26 protein-coding genes are annotated in these 23,275 nt (G+C 71.5%); 14 read left to right on the top strand and 12 right to left on the bottom strand.

All coding sequences use genetic code 11. The features are described 5' to 3' along the window. Positions 1-50: 50 nt before the first annotated feature. From PYR72_RS22250 to PYR72_RS22225, 6 genes are all read left to right on the top strand, one after another. Entirely contained in the window at positions 51-1,283 is a 1,233-nt protein-coding gene (locus PYR72_RS22250; RefSeq protein ID WP_275460488.1) for an acyltransferase, read from the top strand. Between the two features lie 10 nt (positions 1,284-1,293). Continuing rightward, positions 1,294-2,736, top strand: coding sequence for a sensor histidine kinase (locus PYR72_RS22245; RefSeq protein WP_275456935.1), 1,443 nt, complete (start codon positions 1,294-1,296; stop codon positions 2,734-2,736). Further along, complete coding sequence (locus PYR72_RS22240; protein WP_275456934.1) at positions 2,733-3,407, top strand: response regulator transcription factor; 675 nt, start codon at positions 2,733-2,735, stop codon at positions 3,405-3,407. Before PYR72_RS22245 ends, PYR72_RS22240 begins: the two co-directional genes overlap by 4 nt. A 126-nt stretch (positions 3,408-3,533) precedes the next feature. Beyond that, positions 3,534-4,883, top strand: a complete 1,350-nt coding sequence (locus tag PYR72_RS22235; protein WP_275456933.1) for a histidine kinase — start codon at positions 3,534-3,536, stop codon at positions 4,881-4,883. After that, positions 4,880-5,545: a response regulator transcription factor gene (locus PYR72_RS22230; protein ID WP_059084140.1), complete on the top strand. Its 666-nt coding sequence runs from the start codon at positions 4,880-4,882 to the stop codon at positions 5,543-5,545. Before PYR72_RS22235 ends, PYR72_RS22230 begins: the two co-directional genes overlap by 4 nt. Before the next feature lie 81 nt (positions 5,546-5,626). Next, positions 5,627-6,844 (top strand): cytochrome P450, encoded by a 1,218-nt coding sequence (locus PYR72_RS22225; RefSeq protein WP_275456932.1) that lies wholly within the window; start codon positions 5,627-5,629, stop codon positions 6,842-6,844. Between the two features lie 6 nt (positions 6,845-6,850). Here PYR72_RS22225 and PYR72_RS22220 read toward each other — a convergent pair whose 3' ends face one another. From PYR72_RS22220 to PYR72_RS22210, 3 genes are all read right to left on the bottom strand, one after another. Next, on the bottom strand, positions 6,851-7,219 hold the full coding sequence (locus PYR72_RS22220) for a hypothetical protein (protein ID WP_275456931.1): 369 nt from the start codon (positions 7,217-7,219) through the stop codon (positions 6,851-6,853). 275 nt (positions 7,220-7,494) lie between these two features. Next, entirely contained in the window at positions 7,495-9,123 is a 1,629-nt protein-coding gene (locus PYR72_RS22215; protein WP_275456930.1) for an ABC transporter permease, read from the bottom strand. Continuing rightward, positions 9,120-10,058 carry an ABC transporter ATP-binding protein gene (locus PYR72_RS22210; RefSeq protein WP_275456929.1) on the bottom strand — a complete coding sequence of 313 codons (939 nt, stop codon included), beginning with the start codon at positions 10,056-10,058 and terminating at the stop codon, positions 9,120-9,122. Before PYR72_RS22210 ends, PYR72_RS22215 begins: the two co-directional genes overlap by 4 nt. 144 nt (positions 10,059-10,202) lie before the next feature. Between PYR72_RS22210 and PYR72_RS22205 the strand changes: the two genes are divergently transcribed. After that, the gene (locus tag PYR72_RS22205) at positions 10,203-10,754 is read left to right on the top strand and encodes a MarR family transcriptional regulator (protein ID WP_275456928.1); all 552 of its coding nucleotides are present in this window, start codon (positions 10,203-10,205) and stop codon (positions 10,752-10,754) included. 46 nt (positions 10,755-10,800) lie between these two features. Here the strand turns inward: PYR72_RS22205 and PYR72_RS22200 are convergent, their stop codons facing one another. From PYR72_RS22200 to PYR72_RS22185, 4 genes are all read right to left on the bottom strand, one after another. Continuing rightward, the gene (locus tag PYR72_RS22200; RefSeq protein WP_275456927.1) at positions 10,801-11,250 is read right to left on the bottom strand and encodes a DNA-binding protein; all 450 of its coding nucleotides are present in this window, start codon (positions 11,248-11,250) and stop codon (positions 10,801-10,803) included. A gap of 62 nt (positions 11,251-11,312) precedes the next feature. Beyond that, positions 11,313-11,519, bottom strand: coding sequence for a hypothetical protein (locus PYR72_RS22195; protein WP_275456926.1), 207 nt, complete (start codon positions 11,517-11,519; stop codon positions 11,313-11,315). Beyond that, on the bottom strand, positions 11,516-11,740 hold the full coding sequence (locus PYR72_RS22190; protein ID WP_275456925.1) for a hypothetical protein: 225 nt from the start codon (positions 11,738-11,740) through the stop codon (positions 11,516-11,518). The genes PYR72_RS22195 and PYR72_RS22190 overlap by 4 nt, the downstream gene beginning before the upstream one ends. Next, the gene (locus PYR72_RS22185; protein WP_275456924.1) at positions 11,737-12,153 is read right to left on the bottom strand and encodes an ATP-binding protein; all 417 of its coding nucleotides are present in this window, start codon (positions 12,151-12,153) and stop codon (positions 11,737-11,739) included. The genes PYR72_RS22190 and PYR72_RS22185 overlap by 4 nt, the downstream gene beginning before the upstream one ends. Before the next feature lie 179 nt (positions 12,154-12,332). On the opposite strand from PYR72_RS22185, the gene PYR72_RS22180 reads away from it, so the two are divergent. Further along, positions 12,333-13,202 (top strand): helix-turn-helix transcriptional regulator, encoded by an 870-nt coding sequence (locus PYR72_RS22180; protein ID WP_275456923.1) that lies wholly within the window; start codon positions 12,333-12,335, stop codon positions 13,200-13,202. Further along, positions 13,199-13,396: a DUF397 domain-containing protein gene (locus PYR72_RS22175; RefSeq protein ID WP_275456922.1), complete on the top strand. Its 198-nt coding sequence runs from the start codon at positions 13,199-13,201 to the stop codon at positions 13,394-13,396. Before PYR72_RS22180 ends, PYR72_RS22175 begins: the two co-directional genes overlap by 4 nt. Before the next feature lie 142 nt (positions 13,397-13,538). Here PYR72_RS22175 and PYR72_RS22170 read toward each other — a convergent pair whose 3' ends face one another. Further along, the gene (locus tag PYR72_RS22170) at positions 13,539-14,090 is read right to left on the bottom strand and encodes a hypothetical protein (RefSeq protein ID WP_275456921.1); all 552 of its coding nucleotides are present in this window, start codon (positions 14,088-14,090) and stop codon (positions 13,539-13,541) included. Between the two features lie 598 nt (positions 14,091-14,688). Between PYR72_RS22170 and PYR72_RS22165 the strand changes: the two genes are divergently transcribed. Genes PYR72_RS22165 through PYR72_RS22155 form a run of 3 tightly spaced genes read left to right on the top strand, consistent with a single transcriptional unit; the run spans position 14,689 to position 16,025 of the window. Next, complete coding sequence (locus PYR72_RS22165; protein WP_275456920.1) at positions 14,689-15,072, top strand: hypothetical protein; 384 nt, start codon at positions 14,689-14,691, stop codon at positions 15,070-15,072. 3 nt (positions 15,073-15,075) lie between these two features. After that, on the top strand, positions 15,076-15,657 hold the full coding sequence (locus tag PYR72_RS22160; protein ID WP_275456919.1) for a hypothetical protein: 582 nt from the start codon (positions 15,076-15,078) through the stop codon (positions 15,655-15,657). After that, positions 15,654-16,025, top strand: a complete 372-nt coding sequence (locus PYR72_RS22155; RefSeq protein WP_275456918.1) for a peptidase inhibitor family I36 protein — start codon at positions 15,654-15,656, stop codon at positions 16,023-16,025. The genes PYR72_RS22160 and PYR72_RS22155 overlap by 4 nt, the downstream gene beginning before the upstream one ends. 87 nt (positions 16,026-16,112) lie before the next feature. Here the strand turns inward: PYR72_RS22155 and PYR72_RS22150 are convergent, their stop codons facing one another. Continuing rightward, positions 16,113-17,210: a diacylglycerol kinase gene (locus tag PYR72_RS22150; protein ID WP_275456917.1), complete on the bottom strand. Its 1,098-nt coding sequence runs from the start codon at positions 17,208-17,210 to the stop codon at positions 16,113-16,115. Between the two features lie 197 nt (positions 17,211-17,407). Here PYR72_RS22150 and PYR72_RS22145 point away from each other — a divergent pair, with 197 nt between their 5' ends. Continuing rightward, complete coding sequence (locus PYR72_RS22145; protein WP_037727407.1) at positions 17,408-18,691, top strand: adenylosuccinate synthase; 1,284 nt, start codon at positions 17,408-17,410, stop codon at positions 18,689-18,691. Between the two features lie 155 nt (positions 18,692-18,846). Beyond that, complete coding sequence (locus PYR72_RS22140; RefSeq protein WP_275456916.1) at positions 18,847-19,140, top strand: DUF3303 family protein; 294 nt, start codon at positions 18,847-18,849, stop codon at positions 19,138-19,140. A 3-nt stretch (positions 19,141-19,143) separates the two neighbouring features. Here PYR72_RS22140 and PYR72_RS22135 read toward each other — a convergent pair whose 3' ends face one another. The 3 genes from PYR72_RS22135 to PYR72_RS22125 all read right to left on the bottom strand — a co-directional run bounded on the left by PYR72_RS22135 (position 19,144) and on the right by PYR72_RS22125 (position 23,143). After that, positions 19,144-19,794, bottom strand: a complete 651-nt coding sequence (locus PYR72_RS22135) for a hypothetical protein (RefSeq protein WP_013001876.1) — start codon at positions 19,792-19,794, stop codon at positions 19,144-19,146. A gap of 98 nt (positions 19,795-19,892) precedes the next feature. Further along, positions 19,893-22,445 carry a dolichyl-phosphate beta-glucosyltransferase gene (locus tag PYR72_RS22130; protein WP_275456915.1) on the bottom strand — a complete coding sequence of 851 codons (2,553 nt, stop codon included), beginning with the start codon at positions 22,443-22,445 and terminating at the stop codon, positions 19,893-19,895. Beyond that, the gene (locus tag PYR72_RS22125; protein ID WP_275456914.1) at positions 22,442-23,143 is read right to left on the bottom strand and encodes a GntR family transcriptional regulator; all 702 of its coding nucleotides are present in this window, start codon (positions 23,141-23,143) and stop codon (positions 22,442-22,444) included. The genes PYR72_RS22130 and PYR72_RS22125 overlap by 4 nt, the downstream gene beginning before the upstream one ends. Between the last annotated feature and the right edge of the window lie 132 nt (positions 23,144-23,275).

Below are 23,275 nucleotides of genomic sequence, written 5' to 3'. Positions count from 1 at the left end.
ACCGCACCGCACCCGCACGACCCACCCACACCAGCCGCCCCCGATCTCTCCTGGCCGCCGCCTGCCGAGCCGCCCACCACATCGACTCCACCACTCCACCTCACCGGGACCGCGCAGTGGACGCCCTCCGGGCCCTCGCCATACTCGGCATCATCCTGGGCCACTGGCTGGTCTCCGCCCTCGTCGCGGACGGCAACACCCTCCACACCACCAGCCCCCTCTCGCACATGCCCCGACTGGCCCCCATCTCCTGGCTCTTCCAGACCCTCGCCGTCTTCTTCCTGGTCGGCGGCCACGTAGCCACGAAGAGCTACACCTCGGCCCGTGCCCACGGCACCACGTACACCCAATGGCTCCGCACCCGCCTGACCCGCCTGTTCCTCCCGGTCGCCGCCCTCCTGACCCTCTGGACGGCGATCTCGATCACCCTCCTGGCCACAGGCACCCGCATCGACACGGTCCACACCCTCGCGAAACTGGCCGTGTCCCCGCTGTGGTTCCTCCTGGTCTTCGCCGCCCTGACGGCAGCGACACCGCTACTGACCCACCTCAACCCGCTCTGGCCCCTGGCCGTCGTCCTCCACGTGGACCTCGTACGCTTCGGCCTCGGCGGCCCCCAGGCCCTCGGCTGGATCAACCTGGCCGCGGGCTGGCTGGTCCCGTACACCCTGGGCTCGGCCTGGACCCGAGGAGAACTGGAGCGCCCCCGCGCAGGCCGGACCCTGCTGGTGTCCGGCACGGCGGCGACGGCGGCCCTGATCATCTGGGCCGGCTACCCGGCGTCGATGGTCGGCGTCCCGGGCGCGGGGATCTCCAACCTGAACCCACCCACCCTGGCCGCCGTCACCTTCGGCCTGGCCCAGTGCGGTCTGGCTCTCCTGCTGCGCGGCCCCCTCCGCCGCACCCTGCGACGGCGACCGATGACCTGGGCGGCGGTGGCAGCCGTCAACCTCTCGGCGATGACCCTGTTCCTCTGGCACCAGACGGCGATGATGGCGACGACCGCCACAGGCCTGGCGGCAGGCCGTCTGCCCGGCCTGCACACCCTCCCCGACAGCATGACCTGGGTGGCGGCCCGCCTCGCCTGGCTCCCGGCCTTCGCCCTCGCCCTCCTGCTCTGCTGGTCCGCGTTTCACGGCTACGAGAACCGCCGCCCGAAGAAGATGTCACGACCGAGGACGTCACGGCCGGGGATGTCACGACCGAGGACGTCACGACGGGCACGGCCCCGAATCGATGCCCAACCGTCGAACAGGCCGACCTCATCGGTGCGCCATGCCTAGGCTGATGCGAATGAGCGCGGTGGCGGAGCGGTTGACCAGAGGGCTACGGCTGCTGCGCGAGGACCTGTGGAGCGCCCAGCCTCACCCGCTGCCGCCCTCCGCCCGGCTGCGCCGACTCCCGCACGGCCTGGTCGTCCTCGTCGCGCTCCTCACCATGCTCGGCAGCATCGACGAATCGGGTGAGAGCTACCGACTGGGCGCGCAGTACACGTTGTTGTGCTCGCTGACACAGGCGGCAGCGGTGGTGCTCGCGCTCTGGTGGCCCGTACCGGCGTGGTGGGCCTCCATGGCGGTCACCACCGTGGTGGCACTCGGCGTCCGAGGCCAGTTGTTCACCCAGCGGACCGACCCCGATCCCCGCTTGCAGCGCGTCGACGTCAGCGATGTCACCGACGGCCTCAGCACCCCTCTTCCCCATGGCATGACCGACAACGACGTGCCCTGGCCATGGAGCCCCATGGGGCTGATCGCGCACACGGTCATCCTCTTCCTCCTCGCCCTGCGCCTGCCCAACCGCGTGGTGATCGAGGCGTTGGTGCTGACCGCGCTGGGCACCTTCGCCCTGCAGGGCCTCGCCGGTTCCCATCCGTACGCGCCGACGACCCCGCTGGCCCTCGTCTTCTTCGTCGGCGCTGTCCTCCTCGGCAGCGCCATGCGCGGCCGCCGCGAGGCCCGCACCCAGCTCGTCGCACAGACGAGCATCACCGCCGAGGAGCGCGCCCGCCGCACCGTCCTGGAGGAGCGCAGCCGTATCGCGCGCGAACTGCACGACGTGGTCGCCCACCACATGTCGGTGATCTCCATCCAGGCCCAGGTCGCTCCGCACCTGACGGAGAACCCGTCCGAGGAACTGAAGGAGAACCTCCACGGCATCCGGCAGAACGCGCTGGAGGCCCTCACCGAACTCCGCCGCGTCCTCGGGGTGCTGCGCTCCGAGGACCCACCGGACGGCGGCTCCGACGGTCCCCGGGTGACGGCGGGCGTCACCGAAGGCACCGCCCCGCACGCCCCGCAGCCCACCCTGGACCGCCTCGACACGCTCGTCGACAACACCCGCGCGGCCGGTCTCGCGGTCGTCACCGAGATCCACGGGGAGGTGCGCCCCCTGCCGCCCGGCGTGGAACTGTCGGCGTACCGCATCGTGCAGGAGGCGCTCAGCAACGCCCTGCGGCACGCGCCGGGTTCGACGGTCCGCGTGGAACTCACCCATTTCCCGCGCGGACTGCAGGTACGGGTCATCAACTCCCGTCCCTCCCGCGAGGCACCCCCGTCCCCCGGCGCCGGCCACGGGCTGCTCGGCATGCGCGAGCGCGCCGCGATGCTCGGCGGCACCCTCATGGCGACCGAGACCTCCCACGGCGGCTTCGCCGTCGTGGCCTTCCTCCCCCGCGACGGCGACCCCGGCGGCGAGCCCCGGCTCGCACCGGACACGACAGGAGAAACGAGTCCATGACGAGCAGCACCATCCGTGTACTGATCGCGGACGACCAGCAGATGGTCCGGCAGGGCTTCTCGGTGCTGCTCGACATCCAGCCCGACATCGATGTGGTCGGCCAGGCGGTGCACGGCCTCGACGCGATCGACAAGGTCGCCGAACTGGCCCCGGACGTCGTCCTGATGGACATCCGCATGCCCGAGCTGGGCGGCATCGAGGCGACCCGGCGCATCACCACCGAGCGTCCGCACATCAGAGTCCTCGTCCTCACCACCTTCGACCTCGACGAGTACGTGTACGAGGCGCTGCGCGCCGGTGCGTCCGGCTTCCTCCTCAAGGACGCCTCCGCCGACCAGCTCGCCGAGGCGGTACGGGTCGTAGCGGCGGGCGACGCCCTGCTCGCGCCCGGTGTCACCCGCCGCCTCATCGCCGAGTTCTCCCGCCTCGGCTCCGCTCCCCGCGCTCCGCTCAAGGAACGGGTCGGCGACCTGACCGAGCGGGAGACCGAGGTGCTCTCCCTGATCGCGCAGGGCCTGTCCAACGCCGAGATCGCCCAGAGCCTCGTCGTCGCCGAGCAGACGGTGAAGACCCATGTGGGCCGCATCCTGGTCAAACTGGGGCTGCGCGACCGCACCCAGGCAGCGGTCTTCGCCTACGAATCGGGCCTGGTCCGTCCCAAGGGCTACTGAGCGGACGCCACCACCGGGGGACCCGAGACGCCGGCCGGGCGGTACCCGTAGTACCTGAGACGGACCTGGACGGACCCTCCTCACTGGTGACGACGCCCGACCCTCTCTCCGCCTACCGTTTTCGATGTGACGGAGACGACCCAGACCCAGACGATGCCCTTGCGAGGCGGGGCCAAGCCGAGCAGCCCGGAGTTCCGGCTGGCCATGGACGCGTGGCACAGGCTGCGCCAGGACCTGTTCCACGACGGGTTCGCCTATCGGCCGATGCCCCCGATGAAGATGGACGGCCCGTTCACCGGCCGGCTCTCCGGCCGCCTCCGTGTGTACGTGGCCTGGGCCCCGCACGCGGCCGTGGTGGCGGCCGCCCTGCTCTCGATGACCATCGCCGCCTCCGCCGGAGACGGCAGCGGACTCTCCACCCTCCTGGCCACCGGGTTCGCCCTGTGCACGGTCCTGGCCACCATGATCAGGCCCGTGGCGGCCTTCTGGGCGTCCATGATCACGGCCCCCATGACCGCGGTGGGTGCCGGTCTGTGGGACGACTGGCCGTGGACGGCCGGCAGTTTCGCGACCCACCTCGTGGTGATGACGGTCGTGGCCCTGCGCACCCGGCCGCGCACAGCCGCCTGGATGTGGATCCTGACCGCCGCGTACGGGGCGTTCATGGAAGGCACCCTCGGCGGCGGTCACTACGCGACGAACAACACGGTCCCGCTGCTCTTCGTCTCCGCCTTGACCCTGCTGGCAGCCTCCGCCCTGACCATACGTCGCACCGCCCAGCGCGAGGTGACCGCCCAGCAGACGGTGACCGAGCACGAGCGCTCCCGGCGCACCCTCCTGGAGGAGCGCACCACCATCGCCCGGGAGCTGCACGACGTGGTGGCCCACCACATGTCGGTGGTCGCCATCCAGGCCGAGGCCGCGCCCTACCGGGTGGAGAACCCGCCGCCGGAGCTGGAGCAGGCCTTCGCCACCATCCGGGAGAACGCGGTGGCCGCCCTCACCGAGCTGCGCCGTGTCCTCGGTGTGGTCCGCGCCGAGGACTACGAGGCCCCGGACGCCCCGCAGCCCACCCTCGCCGACCTCGACGGCCTGCTGGCCAATGTCAGGGAGGCAGGGCTCACGGTCGACAAGGCGGTCACCGGAGCGGTCCGTGAGCTGCCGCAGGGCGTGGAGCTGTCGGCGTACCGCATCGTGCAGGAGGCGCTCAGCAACACCCTGCGGCACGCGCCGGGCGCCTCGGCCCGGGTGGAGATCGGTTACGTCCTCGGCGGGCTCGGCCTGCGGATCGTCAACGGACCGTCCCAGGAGGTGGTCCTGGTGAAGTCCACCCATGGCACGGGTCACGGCCTCACCGGCATGCGCGAGCGCGTGGCGATGCTGAACGGCGAGATGACCACGGGCGAGACGGACGACGGGGGCTACGAGGTGACGGTGTTCCTGCCCGTGTCCAGTGTGAGCGAGGCCGACGCATGACGATCCGCGTGCTGATCGCCGACGACCAGATGATGGTCCGCGAGGGCTTCTCCGTGCTGCTCAACGCGATGCCGGACATCGAGGTGGTCGGCGAGGCGGTGAACGGCCGGGAGGCGGTCCGACAGGTCCGGGAGCTGTCGCCGGACGTGGTCCTGATGGACATCCGGATGCCCGAGCTGAACGGCATCGAGGCCACCCGGGAGATCGTGGCGTCGGACGGCGGGGCGAAGGTGCTGGTCCTGACCACGTTCGACCTCGACGAGTACGTCTACCAGGCATTGCGGGCGGGAGCCTCCGGCTTCCTCCTCAAGGACGCCTCGGCCCGCCAACTGGCCGACGGGGTGCGGGTGGTCGCCGCCGGAGAGGCGCTGCTCGCCCCGTCCGTCACCAAGCGGCTGATCACCGAGTTCTCCAAACTGGTCCAGGCCCCCCGCCCCTCGGCGGCCACCCAGCTGGCGTACGGCGAACTCACCGACCGGGAGACCGAGGTCCTGGTTCTCATAGCCCAGGGTCTGTCCAATTCGGAGATCGCCGAGCGCCTGGTGGTCGCCGAGTCCACGATCAAGACACATGTGAGCCGGGTCCTGGTGAAGCTGGGTCTGCGGGACCGCACCCAGGCGGCGGTGTTCGCCTACGAGGCGCGGCTGGTCACCCCCGGCTGACGGGGCCGGGGAGCGCCCGCCGGGCGGTGTCGTGCCGGTTCCCCCTGGTCATGGGGCCGGTTCGCGGGTTAGCGTCCGGTCATGGCAGCTGCTTCCGACCTCGCTTTCGACCCGTGGGACCCCGACTTCGTGGCCGACCCGTACCCGGCGTACGCGGAGCTGCGGGCCCGGGGCAGGGTGCGGTACTTCGAGCCGACGAACCAGTGGCTCGTCCCGCACCACGCGGATGTCTCGGCCCTGCTGCGGGATCGCAGGCTCGGGCGGACGTACCAGCACCGGTTCACGCATGAGGACTTCGGCCGGGTCGCGCCGCCGGCGGAGCACGAGCCGTTCCACACGCTCAACGACCACGGCATGCTCGACCTGGAGCCCCCGGACCACACCCGGATCCGGCGGCTGGTGTCGAAGGCGTTCACACCGCGCACGGTGGAGCGGCTGAAGCCGTATGTGGAGTCGCTGGCCGGTGAGCTGGTGGCCGGGCTGGTCGAGGCCGGCGGGGGAGACCTGCTGACGGATGTCGCGGAGCCGCTGCCGGTGGCGGTGATCGCCGAGATGCTCGGCATCCCCAAGTCCGACCGGGCCCAGTTGCGGCCCTGGTCGGCGGACATCTGCGGGATGTACGAGCTGAGCCCGTCGGAGGAGACGGCGAAGCGGGCGGTGCGGGCGTCGGTGGAGTTCTCGGAGTTCCTGCGGGAGCTGATCGCGCACCGCAGGCAGGAGCCGGGCGAGGACCTGATCTCGGGCCTGATCGCCGCCCACGACGAGGGCGACCGTCTCACCGAGCAGGAGATGATCTCCACCTGTGTGCTGCTGCTGAACGCGGGCCACGAGGCGACCGTGAACGCCACCGTGAACGGCTGGTGGGCGCTGTTCCGCAACCCTGAGCAGCTGGCGGCCCTGCGCGCGGATCACTCGCTGGTGCCCGGGGCGGTGGAGGAGCTGATGCGGTACGACACCCCGCTGCAGCTGTTCGAGCGGTGGGTGCTGGACGACATCGAGATCGACGGGACGACGGTTCCGCGCGGCGCGGAGATCGCGATGCTGTTCGGCTCGGCCAACCACGACCCGTCCGTGTTCGCCGCCCCCGAGAAGCTGGACCTCACCCGCACGGAGAACCCGCACATCTCCTTCAGCGCGGGCATCCACTACTGCATCGGCGCCCCCCTCGCCCGGATCGAACTGGCCGCCTCGATGACGGCCCTCCTGACGAAGGCCCCGACACTGGCACTCGCCACCGAGCCGACCCGGAAGCCGAACTTCGTGATCCGGGGCCTGGACGGCCTGGCCGTCGAGGTCTGAGCCCCTTCAACCGCCGGACCCCGGCCCCGGCTCCGGCTCCGGCCTCGGCCCCGGCTCCGGCCTCGGCCCCGGCCCCGGCCTCGGCCCCGCCCCCGGCTCCGGCCTCGGCTCCGGCTCCGGCCTCGGCCCCGGCTCCGGCCTCGGCTCCGGCTCTGACCTCGGCCCCGCCCCCGCTCCTCCGGTCCCCGGGCGCCGCCGCCGGGCGAGCAGGGTCGCGATCAGCAGGCAGACGGCGGCCGGGACGGCGGCTCCGGCCAGGGCGACGAAGGGGAGTTCGGTGGCGAGGACGGTGTAGTCCATGCCCTCGCCCTCGAAGCCGCCCCGGAGGTGGCGCCGGGTGCGGTCGGAGGTGCTCCAGGCGAGCGTCGCGGCCACCGTGCCCGCCGCCGACACCGCACACCCGCCACACCCCGAAAGGCTCTCCCGGTCCACTCCGCGACTCCCCGCCCGTCCGCCCCAGTCCGGCTCGCAAACCCCGTGCTGCTCTGGGGCGGGTCGGCCGGTCGGTCCACGACGGGAGGGACGCGCGCTCCGCTGCCGTGGTTCTCCCCGGCCGGGGCAGGCGCCACGGCCCGGGAGGCACGAGACCGCACCGGCCACCGGACCCCGTCACGCCGCCCCAGCCGGCGAACCGCTCCGCAACGCACCCCTCAGCCGCTGCTGAGGTCCCGCTGTCGCAGCCCGGCGAGGCCGCCCGCCACCAGCAGCACCGCGATCCCGGTCAGGACCAGTACCGGCGTCCACTCCATCTCCCCGCCCGGCAGCTTCGGCAGGTGGCCGAAGGGGGAGAGGTCGAGGACGGCCCGGGGGGCGTCGAGCGCGGGGCCGATCCAGCCGATGAGCAGGACGGCACCGGCGAGACCCCAGGCCGCCGGCGCCGCGCGGGGGGTGAGCCCGTACAGCAGGACCGCGCTGCCGCCGATGACCCACACCCCTGCGACCTGGACGAGGCACCCGGCCAGGATGGGGCCGGCCTCCCTGCCGTAGCCGAGGGTGAAGCCGAGACCGGCCAGGAGCATGATCCACACGGCTCCGCCGAAGGCGACGGCCAGATGTCCGGCGGCCCAGCGGACGCGGCCCACCGCGTTGGCCAGGAGCGGTTCGGCGCGGCCGGAGGTCTCCTCGCCGTGCAGGCGCAGCACGGTGGCGACGACGTACAGCGCGGCGATCAGACCGAGCATGCCGATCATCGAGGCGAGGAACGCGTCGGTCAGGCCGGACCGGCCGCCCATCCGCTCGAAGATCTCGCGGGCACGTTCGTTGTCACCGACGAACTCGGCCGTGCCCTCGGTCAGCCCGCCGTAGACGAGCCCGGCGAGGAAGAAGCCGATGCTCCAGCCGAGGACGCTGCCGCGCTGCAACCGCCAGGCGAGCGCACCGGCCGTGCCCAGCCGGCCGGTCGCGGGTCCGGGACGGGTCGGCAGGAAGCTCATGCCGACGTCGCGGCGCCCGGCCAGCTGGTACGCCACCGCGCCCTGGAGCAGCGTCGCGGCCACGAACAGGGACAGCACCCACCACCGCTCGTCCGCGAACGAACGCTCGTTTTCCAGCCACCCCAGTGGCGACACCCACGTCAAAAAAGACGAACCTTCGTTCGCGGAAGCGTCCCCCGCAGCCCGCAGCACGAACGCCAGACCCAGCACCCCCGCCGTCAGCCCCCGTGCCAGCCGGGCGCTCTCCGTCAGCTGTGCCACGACCGCCGCCATCGTCGCGAACACCATCCCGACGCCCGCGATGCCCAGCCCGAAGGCCGCCGCGCCCGCCGCCCCCTGCCCGGCCAGCCCGAGCGTGACGAGCGCCGCCAGGCCGCCGTTCGCGACGGCCGCCGTGAGCAGGGCTGCCGTCAGCGGCGCCCGGCGGCCGACCGTGCCCGACGCGATCAGCTCCTGGCGACCGCTCTCCTCCTCGTCGCGCGTGTGGCGGACGACGACGAGGAGGCTCATGATCGCGGCGAGCAGACCGGCGTAGACGCCGACGCGCCAGGCGGTCAGGGCGCCGAGGGAGTCGTCGAAGACGGGTCCGACCAAGGCGCGCAGGGACGCGTTGGTGGTCATCTGGCGCATGAGGTCGGCGCGTTCGGCGGCGGTGCCGTACAGGCCGCGCAGGCTGTTCGGCATGGACAGGACCATCAGTCCGGTCACCGCGACCCAGACCGGAACCATCACGCGGTCCCGGCGCAGGGCGAACCGCAACAGGGTCCCCGTGCCGGCCAGTTGGCGGGCACCGCCGGACCGGACGGCGAACGGACCGGCCGATCCGGTGGCGGAGACGACGGTCATCGGGTGACCGCCTCTTCCCGGGAGTCCCGGGCGTCCCGGGCGTCTCGCACGACGTCGTCCTGGTAATGCCGCAGGAACAGCTCCTCCAGGGTCGGGGGAGTGGACGTCAGGGACCGTACGCCGGAGTCGGTGAGGGAGCGGAGTACGGCGTTGAGCTTGTCGGTGTCGACCTGGAGGTGGACGCGGTTTCCCCGGACGTCGAGGTCGTGGACGCCGGGGAGGCCGCTCAGGCCGTCGGGCGGGCCGGCGAGTTCGGCGGTGACGGTGGTACGGGTGAGGTGGCGCAGTTCGGCGAGGGAGCCGCTCTCGACGGTCACGCCCTTGCGGATGATGCTCACCCGGTCACACAACTCCTCGACCTCGCTGAGGATGTGGGACGACAGCAGGACCGTGCGGCCCCGGTCGCGCTCCTCCCGTACGCACCGCTGGAAGACCTCCTCCATCAGCGGGTCCAGACCCGAGGTCGGCTCGTCCAGGATGAGGAGGTCCACGTCGGAGGCGAAGGCGGCGACAAGGGCGACCTTCTGGCGGTTGCCCTTGGAGTAGGTGCGGCCCTTCTTGGTCGGGTCCAGTTCGAACCGCTCGACCAGCTCCGCGCGGCGCCCCGCGTCCAGCCCGCCCCGGAGCCGTCCGTAGAGGTCGATGACCTCGCCGCCGGAGAGGTTCCGCCACAGGGTCACGTCGCCGGGGACGTACGCGATGCGGCGGTGCACCTCGACCGCGTCCGTCCACGGGTCGTGGCCCAGGACCTGCGCGGCGCCCGAGTCGGCGCGCAGCAGGCCGAGCAGGACACGGATCGCGGTGGACTTTCCGGCACCGTTGGGGCCGAGGAAGCCGTGGACCTCGCCGGAGGCGACCGTCAGGTCGAGGCCGTCCAGCGCGTGGGTGCGTCCGAAGGACTTGTGGAGCCCGGAGACGGTGATGGCCTGCGTCATGTTCAGAACGTACGCTTAATTCAGAAATTTGTGAAGTTAAGGAAGGGTGTGAACTGCCGGTAGGGTGGCCATGGAGCCTGACCAGGGGGTATGCGGACCGGCAGACGGGCCTCACGACGACGGCGGGCGAGGGAGTGATCAGGGATGACGGATCCGGAGACCGGGGCCGGGGCGGAGACCGACGCCGGGGCGGAGACCGACGCCGGGGCGGAGACCGGGGGGCGTGACGCCGAGTCGGTCTCCCGTTTCGTCGAGAACTTCGCGGCCCAGCTCGTCGAGGCCGGGGTCCCGCGCATGCCGGCCCGGGTCTTCGCCGCGCTCCTCGCCTCCGACACCGGCGCGCTGACCTCCGTCGAGCTGGGCGAACAGCTGCGGATCAGCCCGGCGGCCGTCTCCGGCGCCGTCCGCTATCTCGCCCAGGTGCACCTGGTGTCACGGGAGCGCGAGCCCGGTTCGCGCCGCGAGCGCTACCGCGTCCACAGCGACCAGTGGTACGAGGCCCTCACCAACCGCGAGGCCATCATCAAGCGCTGGGAGGAGTCCCTGCGCGAGGGGGTGGCCGGCCTGGGCGCCGACACCCCGGCGGGGCGCCGGCTGGCCGAGACCCTCGCGTTCTTCGAGTTCGTCGAGGTCGAGGTCGAGGCCGTGATGCGACGCTGGCGCACCCGCCGCGACGAGCTGTTCCCCCGGGGCTGACCGCCGGGATCGGGGACGGGGGCGGGCGGGCCGGCCTCGGAAGCCGCTAACCGTCCGTCCTCTCCGCCTTCTCGGTGCCCGTCTCCGTGCGGCTCGCCAGGCGTTCGTGGCGCTGCCGTGCCGCCTGGGGGCTTCCCAGGCCGAGGCCGAAGGCGATCTCCGGCCAGGTCATGCCGCGGCCCCGGGCCATGTCGAGGAGGCCGAGCTCCAGTTCGTCCATCTCGCCGCGCGCGAGGGGGATCAGGGTCAGGGCGGCGGTGATGTCGGCGCGGTCGACCTCGGCCTCGCCGTCGTCCAACAGGGCGGCACCGCTGAGCAGGTACGAGACCAGCCTGATCGCCTCGTGCGGGTTGAGCACATGGGGGTGGACCTGGCGACGGCGCTGCTCGTCCGTGGCCGCGTGCCGCTCGGCGATACGGAACAGGGACGTGTAGACGCGTTGGGCCCGGGCCTCGTCGGCGTTCGGGGGCGAGAAGGGATCCGTGGGTGAGGTCATGCGTCGATCGTGGGATGCAAACGCTTTGTTGTCAACGAAGTATTGCTAGCCCTTCCCCCGGCTCAGCCGGAGGGGTTCCGCCGCGCTGTGCTCGCAGCCTTCCGGGCCGCGCGGTGCCGTCTGGCCAGCCGCATCGAGTGGAGGCACGAGACACCGTCCCTGCGGCAGGCGTCCTTGCAGGCCACGGCATGGTCGAGCCATGCGCTGAACGTGGCCATGACCTCGTCCGGCGGTGCGGTGCCGCCCGGCCGCCCCGGTTCGTCGCTCATGCCGTACGCCTCTCACCCAGGTACGCCGTGACGTACGCCCGCACGAGGTCTCGCTCGGCCGCCTCGTCGTCCACGTGGCCCGGTTGCGGCGGCGGCTCCCCCCAGCAGGGCTCGCGGCGCGGGAACGGCAACCATCTGCCGTACGTGGCCCGGTACCGTTCCGCCCGCGCGGCCCAGCGCCGCCAGCGCCCCCGGTACGGGCTCAGTGCGGCCGCGTTCACCGTGGCCCTCCCGGGAGCACGAAGTACGCCCACACGCACTTGGTGAACGGCCGGGTCTCGTGCCCCCACCGCTCGGCGAGGGCGGCGACGAGCACGAGGCCGCGCCCGCCGGCCTGTTCGGGATCCGGCTCCGCCCGCAGGGCGGGACCCTTCTCCTTGTCCGGGTCCGACACCTCCACCAGTACGCCGCATCCCCGGACCGAGACGACGACCTCGACCTCGGCGAGGGTCACCCGACAGTGCCGGACGGCATTGGTGACCAGTTCCGTCGCCACGGTGGCGATGTCGTGGGCGAGTTCACCGTCCAGGGCCCAGTCCTTGAGCAACCGCTGCACGTGGGCGCGGGCTTCGGGGACGTGTCTGGTGCGCTTGGGGATACGGAAGGAGTCGCGGCGTGGGGTGAGTGCGGGCATGGCGAAGAGACCCCCTGACGTGCAGTCAAGTTCACGCCCTGTAGTGGTGCGTGCACAGTGAGGCTAGATCTCAATCGTCATGTTCTGCAACTGCATCAGCCTCATGCATGTAGTTTCACCACCTTGAGGAGGTCGCCTGGCCCCTAGAGTTGGGGTGGTTCAGACCGAGAGGGGATGCGATGCCCGCAGGGGGACGGCCGACGGTGCGCAGTAGGCGACTCGGCGCTGCGCTCAAGCGGTACCGACAGGCCGCCAAGCTCGACCAGTTGGCGGCGGCTGAGGTGCTCGGCGTGGATCCGGCCCGCGTCAGCCGCATAGAAAGCGGGCTCGTGACCGCGCGAATCCTTGAGATTCGGGTACTTCTGGGGGCCTACGGTGTGGATGATCCGGAAGTTCGCAACAAGCTGGAGGACTTGGCCAAGCGGTCGAAGCACCGTGGCTGGTGGCTTGAACACGCGGCGCACCTGAGGCCGGACTACCTCGACCACATCTCGCTGGAGGATGACGCGACATACATCCGGGCGTGGGCGCAGGCGCTGGTGCCAGGGCTGCTGCAGACGCCGGCCTATGCCGAGGCCGTCATCGCGTCGGGTCCCAACTACGTTGCCCCGGAACGCGTGGCGCAGCTGGTCAAGGTGCGCGAGGCTCGACAGGCGAAAATCGAGGAGGGCGGGGCGGCGTATACGGCCATCATCTGGGAGCCCGTGATCATTCACCCGCTGGTGGGTGTCGGTATTCACCGGGAGCAGCTGGCGAACATTCTTGAGGTCGGGGAGAGGAGGAACGTAACCGTTCAAGTCCTGCCCCTGAGCGCCGGAACGCTCGCGGGAGAGATCTCCGCCTTCTCGTCCTTCAGCTTCGACGTGGAGCCGATCGTGGAAGCTGTGACGCTGGAGAACCTGCGGGGCACGTCGATCCTTGAAGCGCCCGAGGATCTCGCCTCTTACACGCTTGCCTTCGACCAACTACGATCGGCAGCACTGGCACCGGATGCAAGCGAGCAGCTCATTCGGCGCGCGCGAGAGAGAATCAAGGACGAAGCGTCGTGACCCCTGAGTTCATAGGCCCCTTCCGGAAGTCCTCGTACTCCGGGCAGCAGGGTGACTGCGTCGAGGTCGCCGTCACCACCGGCGGTCGCGCCATCCGCGACAGCAAGAACCCCCACGGCCCCCTCCTGCACCTCTCGCCCACCGTCTGGCAGACCTTTCTCGACGCCACCAAGGACAGCGCTCGGGTGGAGTAATCGCCAGCCCGTGGCCATGCCGCACGGATTAGCATGGAGGGGTCGCCTCAAAGGGATACCCCCGTGCCGGAACCCCGGCTCGATTACGGCGAGCCGGGGTTTCCGATGGTGCGACGAGGCCGTCAGGCCGCCGTTACCGGAATCAGTGGTGCCCGTTGATCACGCGGAAACTGCCCACGACGGCCACACGCTGCAGCTGCTGCTGACCGGCGACCGAGTGGCTGGAGCTGCGCGGGCCGACCGTGGCGACGGGAGCGCCGTTGTCGCAGGTGACCCCGTTGTAGAACTCGACGGTCCGGTCACTTTCGTTCCGGATGTTGAAGCTGGTGGTGTTGATCGGGGGAACCAGACCGTTCACGTTGACCACGACGATGCAGGAACCCGGGTCGGCGGAGTACGAACGCTCGTTGATGTAGATCCGGCCTTCGTTCCAGTTGCCGCCGCGGCCTTCACCCCGGCCCTCGCCCCGCTTGCCGCCCCAGCTCTCCTTGCCCCCGGGGTCGGAAGAGGCGTTCGAGCCGGCCTCGGTGCCGGTGCCGTTGCCGCCGCGCGGGGCGACGGGGGCCGCGTCCTGGACGAGCGAGGTGGTCTTCGGGGCGGACTCCAGAGCGGAGCTGGCGTACGTGACACCTGTGGCGGCCGCGACTGCCACGCCGACGGAAGCGGCGATCACCGTGACTTTACGAGTGCGCAATGCACTTCCCCTTCTCTTCGTTCTCGTCGACAGGACCTGCCGACGAGAACGAACGTAATGACGGCCATTTCCGCTGTCATGTCGAGGGGATCCGGCGCAGTGTGAAAATTGGGCTGGACGGCCGCATGAATTGTCGCCCCGGAGGGTGACGGTCGGCGCGCCTGACGCCACATCAAAATATGGCAATGAGCTGGTCTTTTGATCCGGGCGGAGCGTCTTCCCGCAGCGCGCTGACGCATCGTCACTCTGTTGGGGGTGCGGTGAGGGGGGTGCCCCCTGAGTGCTCGTCAGGATTTCCTCGGACGGCATGACTGACGCCCTCTCAGAAACCTTCGGGGTGCGGGGAAATGACCTTTTCGGCCCCTCGCGTGAATTCTTCGCCGATTCATCATCGCAACGGCGTGTCGCGTCCTCGCGGGGGCATTTCTGTGCCTATCGTGACCGTCCCTGTGCCGAGGGTCGGGGCGCCGGTGACGCACGCCCCCGCGCGCTCGCCCGAAGGGGTGGATGCGGGCATATCGCCGTGGGCGCTGGGCAGGTCGCCGTGTCAGCTGTGGCTGGCCCCTGCCGTCCGACCACCGTTCCCGGGAATCCGCCCATGCGCCAACTCGCCGTCCTGTCCGCGGCCTTCGCCGTCCTCTTCCCCGCCGCCTCCCCGGCGGTCCCGGCCACCGCGCCGACCGCCCCCGCCGCCGTACCGCCGGGGCATGTGTACTTCTGGCCCGAGCGCGGGCAGATGGGTCCGGGCGGTGCCTGGGACTACGCGCCGCCCGGCTACCGCGAGGCCGACGCCCGCGTGAAGCGCCACGCGTACTCCTTCGACTCGCACGCCCCGGTCAGCGTCTTCGCCATCCACTACCGGTCCGGCGGCGGCTGCCTCTACCGCGAGATCCGCCCCGACGACTACGACGACGACTGGAGCGAGTGGGCGACGAGGTTCGACGGCGTCAGCGACACGCGGATGGGCTGCGAGGCGGGCTGACCGATGGGAACCGTCGAGCGGGCGGAGCCCGCGACGCACCGTCGCCGCCGTACGGCCCCCGCCGCGCTCCTCGTCTGCGGCCTGCTCCTCACCGCCGGTACCGCGTGTGCGGCGCCCCCGGCCCCGCCCCGGCTCTCCCCGGACGACGTCATCAAGGCCGCGACACAGCGGCTGACCGACGCCTGTCTGACCGGCCGGGGGCTCACTCCGCCGCGCCCGGGACAGAGCGCGGCCCCGGACGCCGAGCGGGCGCGGGTCGCCGAGGCGCTGTTCGGGGCCGGGCGCAGGGAGCTGTCGTTGAGGCTGCCGACCGGATACGTCGTCCGCGCCCACACCGACGGCTGTCTGGCCGCGGCCCAGCGCAGGCTCTACGGCGACCAGGGCCGCTGGTTCCGTGCCTCCACGATCGTCAACAACCTCCGACCCGAGGCCGTCCACACCGACCGCACCCTCGCCGAGGTCCGCGCGGCACACCGTACGGAACTCGCCGAGTGGAAGCGGCTGCGGGCCCGCGCCCTCACCGAAGCCACCTCTCTGATCGGCCCTGACAACCCCCCACCCCCGAAGGGAAAAACAGCACAGTGAAGCGCTTCACCGCCCTGTTCTCCGCGGTACTCCTCTCCGCCGGAGCGGTCCTCGCGTCGTCGGGCTCGGCGCAGGCCGCGGCCTGCGGCAGCGGCAACTTCTGCGTCTGGACGGACGCCAATTTCTCCGGCATGAAGATCGAGTGGCCGGGCGACGACCACTGGTGGGAGAGCAACATCGCCGACGCGGACTCCTCCTGGGCCAACCACGGCATCTCCGGCGCCGGCGTCAAGGACCACGTCAAGGTGTACTCCAGCGGCAACCTCGGCGGCCACATGACCATCTGCCTCACCCCCGGCCAGGAGGTCGGCTACAACGGAGCCGCCAACGACGACGGCGACTCCCACACCTGGGCCGCGAGCTGCTGACCGGGTCGGCCAGGGGGCGCCCGGCACTCACCGGGCGCCCCCGCACCCGAGCCGCCCGCGTCCGCGCCCGCGCCCGCGTCCGCCCGTTCACCCCGGCAGCGTCAGCCCCCAGGCGCCCTCCCGTACCGTCCACGTCCGCGTGCGCACCGGCCCCGCCACCAGGGAGTCCGCCCGGTAGCGGAAGTCCGGGCCCGACACGGTCACCCGGTGGCCGACCGCGTGCAGCGGGGACGCCTCGGCGCCCACCGACACCGGCCGGATCTCGACGTCGGCGCCGCCGTCGGTGCCCGGCGTGATCGACACCGCCTCCACGGGCTGGTCGAGGTCGACGAGCAGGACACCGTCCACCTCCACCCGCAGCCGCGAGGGCCCGGCACCGCTGCCGGGGGCCACCCGTATGCGGGCCGGCCGCAGCGGACGGGACAGCCGGGGAGGCCGTGCCGGCCGCGTCGACAACGTACGGGCGAGGGACTGGGGCCAGGCGCGCAGCCAGTGGTGCGGGCCGGGCGGGGAACCGTCGCCTGCCGGACCGCCTTCCGCCGGACCGCCCTCCACCCCCGGCCCCCGGTCGGCTCCCGTGCCCGCGCCGGCGGCCGTCCTCGGGCCCGCACCTCCGCCGGGCCGCCCCGGCCGCCCCGAACGACCCTTGCCCGTGCCCGTGCCCGTGCCCGTCCCGGCACCCGGTCCCGTGTCCCCGGCCGGGGTGCCCTCCCTCCCCTCCGCGCTCTCCGCGCGCCGGAGAGAGGACGCGCCCGGGAGGACCGGTATGCGGAGCGTGCCCAGGACCACCCCGTCGCTGTCGTCGACGAGCAGATCCAGCCGCCGCTCGACGCCGTCCAGGGCGGCGCGGGCCGCCGCGACCGCGCCGGTGGGCACGCCGAGGGAATGGGCCAGACCCAGCGCGGAGCCGACCGGGACCAGGGAGAGGGCGCACGCCGCCAGCTCCCGCCGGCGGTGCAGCAGCGCCACCGCCCGCAGCAGCGCGCGGTCGTCGCCGACCACCACCGGCCGCCGCGAACCACGTCGTGCGAGCGCCCGCGCGAATTCCTCGGGCCCCTCCGGAAGACACACTTTCGTACTCGCCGCACCCGCGCTGAGCACGTCTTTCGCGATCCGTACGGCCTCGCCGTCCGTGCGACGGGCGAGGGGGTCGATGACCACGAGGAGCTGGTCGGGAGTCGCCACCTCGGTCCTGCCTCGCTTCCTCGGGTAGCATCTTTGTGCAAGAGCCCCTTGCGCTATTGCGCCAGGGGCTTCGTCTATTCCGGGGCATCCGGGTCCGACAGGTGCGACCAACGGCGGTCGCGGCGCACGCGATGCATATGAGCCAGCGCGTACGCCCCCGACCTTGGACATGCCCCGCCCGGAAGGGGTGTACGCGCGTGCCCGCACTTGTGCTGCTCGGTGCTCAGTGGGGTGACGAAGGCAAGGGAAAGGCGACGGACCTGCTAGGTGGGTCCGTCGACTATGTGGTGCGCTACCAGGGCGGCAACAACGCCGGCCACACGGTAGTCGTGGGTGACCAGAAGTACGCCCTCCACCTCCTCCCTTCCGGGATCCTCACTCCGGAGTGCACTCCGGTCATCGGTAACGGTGTCGTCGTCGACCCGTCGGTCCTGCTCTCCGAGCTGAGCGGTCTGAACGAGCGCGGCGTCGACACGTCCAAGCTCCTGCTCAGCGGCAACGCCCACATCATCACGCCGTACAACGTGACCCTCGACAAGGTCACGGAGCGCTTCCTCGGCAAGCGCAAGATCGGCACGACGGGGCGGGGCATCGGCCCGACCTACGCGGACAAGATCAACCGCGTCGGTATCCGCGTCCAGGACCTCTACGACGAGTCGATCCTGACGCAGAAGGTCGAGGCGGCCCTCGACGTCAAGAACCAGGTCCTCACCAAGCTCTTCAACCGCCGGGCCATCTCCACCGACCAGGTCGTCGAGGAACTGCTCGTCTACGCGGACAAGCTCGCCCCGTACGTCACCGACACGGTCCTGGTCCTCAACCAGGCCCTGGAGGAGAACAAGGTCGTCCTCTTCGAGGGCGGGCAGGGCACCCTCCTCGACATCGACCACGGGACGTATCCCTTCGTCACCTCGTCCAACCCCACCGCGGGCGGCGCCTGCACGGGTACGGGTGTCGGGCCGACGAAGATCAGCCGGGTCATCGGCATCCTCAAGGCGTACACGACCCGGGTCGGCGCGGGTCCGTTCCCGACCGAGCTGTTCGACGCGGACGGCGAGGCGCTGCGCCGCATCGGCGGCGAGCGGGGCGTGACCACGGGCCGCGACCGCCGCTGCGGCTGGTTCGACGCGGTGATCGCCCGCTACGCGACCCGGGTGAACGGTCTGACGGACTTCTTCCTCACCAAGCTCGACGTCCTCACCGGCTGGGAGCAGATCCCGGTCTGTGTCGCGTACGAGATCGACGGCAAGCGCGTCGAGGAACTTCCCTACTCGCAGTCCGACTTCCACCACGCGAAGCCGATCTACGAGAACCTGCCGGGCTGGTCCGAGGACATCTCCTCGGCCAAGTCCTTCTCCGACCTGCCGAAGAACGCCCAGGCGTACGTGAAGGCGCTGGAGGAGATGTCCGGCGCGCCGATCTCCGCGATCGGTGTCGGACCGGGCCGCGACGAGACGATCGAGATCAACTCGTTCATCTAGGGGCGCGCACGGGACGGTGACGCACTTCGGGCCGGGCACGCGCACGCGTGCCCGGCCCGCCGCGTTCCCCGACAGGGCCGTACGCGCGTACCGGGCATATCCTGAAATGGCGCGCGATCCGCGCACGTCACACGGCCGTAGGGAAGGTGAGTGCGATGCGCATGCTCTTCAAGGCACGCCTCGACACCGAGAGGTCGAACGAGGCCATTCGCAACGGCACCCTGGGGAAGCTGATGCAGGCATCCATGGAGCAGGTCAAGCCCGAGGCGGCCTACTTCACCACCGACAACGGGCACCGCACCTGCTACATGGTCTTCGACATGCAGGACAGCTCCCAGATGCCGGCGATCGCCGAGCCGTTCTTCCTCGACATGGGCGCCGAGGTCACGTACACCCCTGTCATGAACGCCGATGACATGCAGAAGGGCCTCGCGGCACTGGGACGCTGATCCTCAGCTGAACACGATCATCGATCCCTGCGCCAGACTTCGCGTCGCCGCCGCGTGCAGCCCCAGCCAGACGTGCCGTTCGCGGGCGAACGGGCTGGGATCGTAGGGCGCCGGAACGGCCGGCTCCTCCAACTCCGTGGGCGCGAGCGGCGCCTCGGGTCGGGCCGGAGGGTTCGCCGGGTCGATGCCGATGGCCGCGGCCACGAACTCCAGTTCCCGCAGCAGACCCTGGGACGAGCCCAGGGGGCCACCCCCGGCGAGGAGTTCGTCGCTGGACAGGGGCTGCGGGAAGTCGACCGGGACATAGGCGCCGGCGTGGTCGTAGTGCCAGACCAGGTGGGACTGCTGGGCCGTGGTCTCGAACATCTCCAGCAACTGCTCGTAGTCACCGCCCAGCGCGTCCACCGGAGTCACCTCCAGGCCGCAGACCTGGAGCAGATAGGCCCGGCGCAGGAAGTGCAGCGCGTCGTAGTCGAAGCCCGCGACCGGGGCGACCTCCCCGGTCAGCCCGGGCATGTACTGGTACACCGGGACCGGCGGCAGCCCGGACTCGCCCAGCAGCCTGTTGTAGAGCGCGAGTTCCTCGGCGAAGGGGTTGTCGGGCGTGTGGCACAGCACGTCGACGAGCGGGACCAGCCAGAGGTCACAGGCCAAAAGAGAACTCCTCGGTCATCCGGCACGCACACGGACGGTGAAGACGTGTTCGCGTACGGCGCACAGTGGTCAGGGAAGCGTAGTCGCTGAAGGCGGCTTCAGTCCCCTGCGTGCAGGTCCCATACCCACACTCCGCCCGCCCACTTACCCGGCCGCCCGACGAGCTTGTCCACGGCCTCGCGCAACTGTCCGTCGTACGGCTGCGGACGCAGCACCAGGGCCCCGGCGTGCCAGTACGCGAAGTCCTTCTGCGCCTGCGCCCGCCAGTTCTCGCCGATCACCGGGACCTTGCCGGTGTAGCGGACGTCACGCAGCAGGTTGGAGGTGTGGCGGGGCGCCGCGCCGTAGATGCCGACGCGGTCCTCGCCGAAGGGGCCGTTGAAGTAGCCGCCGGGCATCCGGAAGCCGAAGCGGGCCGTGCTCTGCCAGCGCAGGGCCTCCGCGTTGCCCGGGTCCGGCAGCGGTACGGGCACCAGGGTCTCGCCGGCCCCGGTGTCCACGTACGACGCCCAGGTGCCGTCGGCGATGAACGCCGGGACCTCGGTGCGGGGCTCGGACCGCAGCGGGGCCGGGACGATCGGGAGCAGGGCGAGGGTGATCGCCATGAACCCCGCGTACCGGGTGCCGAGGCCCGGGGCGGCGGCGAGCCGCGCCCAGGCCAGGGCCAGCAGCATGCCGAGGACCGGGGCGCAGATCATCGCCACCCGGCCCTCGATGACCGACTCGAACAGCGGCTTCTCGGCGAGCAGCGCCCACGGGCCGGGCAGGACGAGGTCCGTGCGCGGGAGGCGGATCTCGGGGCCGAGGGAGAGCACGGCGGCGGCGACCGCCGTGCAGGCCAGCGCCTTCACCAGGGCGCGTTCCCACAGGCGTACGACGATGCCGAGGGCCAGCAGGGCCAGCGGCCAGCCGTAGAAGGCGTTCTGCTCGGTGGGGTTGAGGGAGAGCGCCTCGGCCCGTTCCCGGTCGCCCGCCAGGGAGCGCTCGGCGAAGGAGAGCAGGGCGAGCGGGCTGTTGCCGGAGTTGCTGCCGTGCGCGATGTTCCCGTAGCTCTGCGGGCCGAAGAACTGCCAGCTGAGCGGGAGGGTGACGAGGGGGAGCACGACCAGGACCGCGATGCCCAGGCCCTTCAGCAGCGGACGCCAGGCGTCGCGGGCGACGTCCCGCCGCACGAGCCCGTACGCGACGGCGAACAGCAGCATGCCCATCGCGGCGAGGAGGAGGGCCTCCTCGCCTAGGAAGATCTGGTAGGCCGCCATCAGACCGAGGACGATCCCGTCCCGCCGGGTCCGGGCGCCCGTGCACAGGCGCAGCGCCCGGTCGACGATCAGCGGGATCATGAACAGGACGACGAAGTTCGGGTGCGCGTTGGCGTGGCTGACCATCGGCGGCGCGAAGGCGGCCAGGGCCGCTCCGGCGAAGGCCGCGCCCCGGTGCCGTTCGACGCGTCGGACGATCAGCCAGTACCAGGAGGCGGCCGTGGCGGCCAGGCCCAGGGTCATCACCAGGGCCAGCGTGACCGCGGGCCCCAGGGCGAGGGTGACGGGGGCGAGGGGGACCGACAGGCCCAGCATGACCGTGTTGGCCATCAGGTTCACGCCGTCGGGGAAGCCCTGGAAGGTGGTGAACAGGGGGTTGCGCAGATGGACGAGGTTGTCGGCCGTGACCGCGAAGAACCACTCCCACTGGTTCTGGTCCTGGAGGGAGTCGGGCAGATAGCGGCTGTCCGGGCCGAGCCAGCGGCCTATGTGGAGGGCGACGGCCATCACCAGGAAGAGGGTGACGGCGAGGAGGTCGGCCCGACGGACGGAACGGGCCCGCAGGACGGCCAGTTCACCGAGGACCCGGGCGTAGTCGCCGGGCTTGATCTTCGAACCGGGCTGGTGGGACCAGCGGACGGGGACCTCGGCGACGGGCCAGCCGCTGCGGCGGAAGTACCGCAGGATCTCCACGTCGATGCCGAACCCGTCGAGCCGGGACGCGCCGAACGCCTCGCGGGCGCGGTCGCCGTCGAACAGCTTGAAACCGCACTGGGTGTCGCGGATGCCGGGCACCGCCACCCCGCGTATGAGCAGGTTGCCGGCGCGCCCCAGCGTCTCGCGCAGCCGGTGCTGATGGCGTTCGATGGTCGCGCCGGGCGCCTCGCGCGAGCCGATCGCGGCCGCGCACCCGTCGGAGAGCGCCTTGTCGAGCCGCTCCAGTTCCTCGATGGGCGCGGCGAGGTCGGCGTCCGTGAGCAGGACCCGGCGGCCGTGCGAGGCGAGGACACCCAGCCGCAGGGCGTGTCCCTTGCCCCGGTTGCGGGGGCCGCCGGAGACGAGCTGGACCCGGGCGTCGCGGGCGGTGACGGCGGCCACGACCTCGGCCGTGCCGTCCGTCGACCCGTCGTCGACGACGATGATCTCCCAGCGGGCCGCGGCCTCGGTGGCCGCGAGGTGGGCGATGATCGCGTCGAGGGTGGGGGCGAGACGGCCCTCCTCGTTGTAGGCGGGGACGACGACGGAGAGGTCGACGCTCGACTGTCCGCCGCCCGCCTTCGGGGTCGTGCCCGTCGTCGTGCCGCGTGCCTGCGGGACCCTGCGCGTCCGTCCGCCGCGCGCCTGCGGGGTCGTGGTCATCCGTTCGCCGCCCGCCTCGGGGACCGTGCTCATCCGCCCGCCAGGCGTTCCACCAGCGTCAGGGACCGCTCGTCGTACCCGGCGATGATCTCCTGCGCGGACTGCGCGTCGCGGCGGGTGAGGGCGTCGACGAGGTCGGGGTGGTCCGCCCACAGCCGGCCCTTGAGATCGTCCGTCCAGTCGCTTCCCTGGCGCAGGTGCTGGACCGCGCACACCCACGCCTGGACGCGCAGCCGGTGCAGGAAGTCGGTGAGGTACGGGTTGCCGAACAGGGCGCTCAGCTCACGCCAGAACCGCAGGTCGTAGCCGATCAGGATGTCCAGGTCCCCGGCGGTCGCGGCCCGCCGCGCCTCCTCGCCGCGCCGCCGGACGCCGGCGAGCGCGGCGGCCGTACGGGCGTCGACCTCGCGGTTGCCGAGCCGCCGGAACATGCCCTCGGTGACCAGGATGCGGGCCTCGACCATGTTCCGGTAGTCGCTCACGGAGTACGCGTGGACCTCGAAGCCCCGGTGCTGCACGGCGTCCAGCAGCCCCTGCGCGGACAGGTCCACCAGCGCCTCGCGCACGGGCGTCGCCGACACCCCGTACTGCTCGGCGATCTCCTTGACCGTGAACTCCTGCCCCGGCTTCAGCCGTCCGGCCAGCACCTCGTCACGGAGCGCGTCCGCGAGCTGCTGCCGCAGGGTGCTACGGGTCACGGCGCCATTGCCGCCGGTGCCGGTGCCGGGCATCGTGGTCTGGATCCCCCATCCGCGTACGCGTACGCATGCTGTGCGTGCTCTCTGAGTCTCTTACGAGCACGTCACCTTACGCGTTCGGGTTCTGGGGAGGAGTTTTCGCCCTTCCTCTCACACGCCGCCCGG

Source organism: Streptomyces sp. VNUA24, assembly GCF_029167005.1.
Taxonomy (GTDB): Bacteria; Actinomycetota; Actinomycetes; order Streptomycetales; family Streptomycetaceae; genus Streptomyces; species Streptomyces scabiei.
Note: the sequence above shows the minus strand (reverse complement) of the source record. Positions and strands in the feature narration are given on the sequence as shown.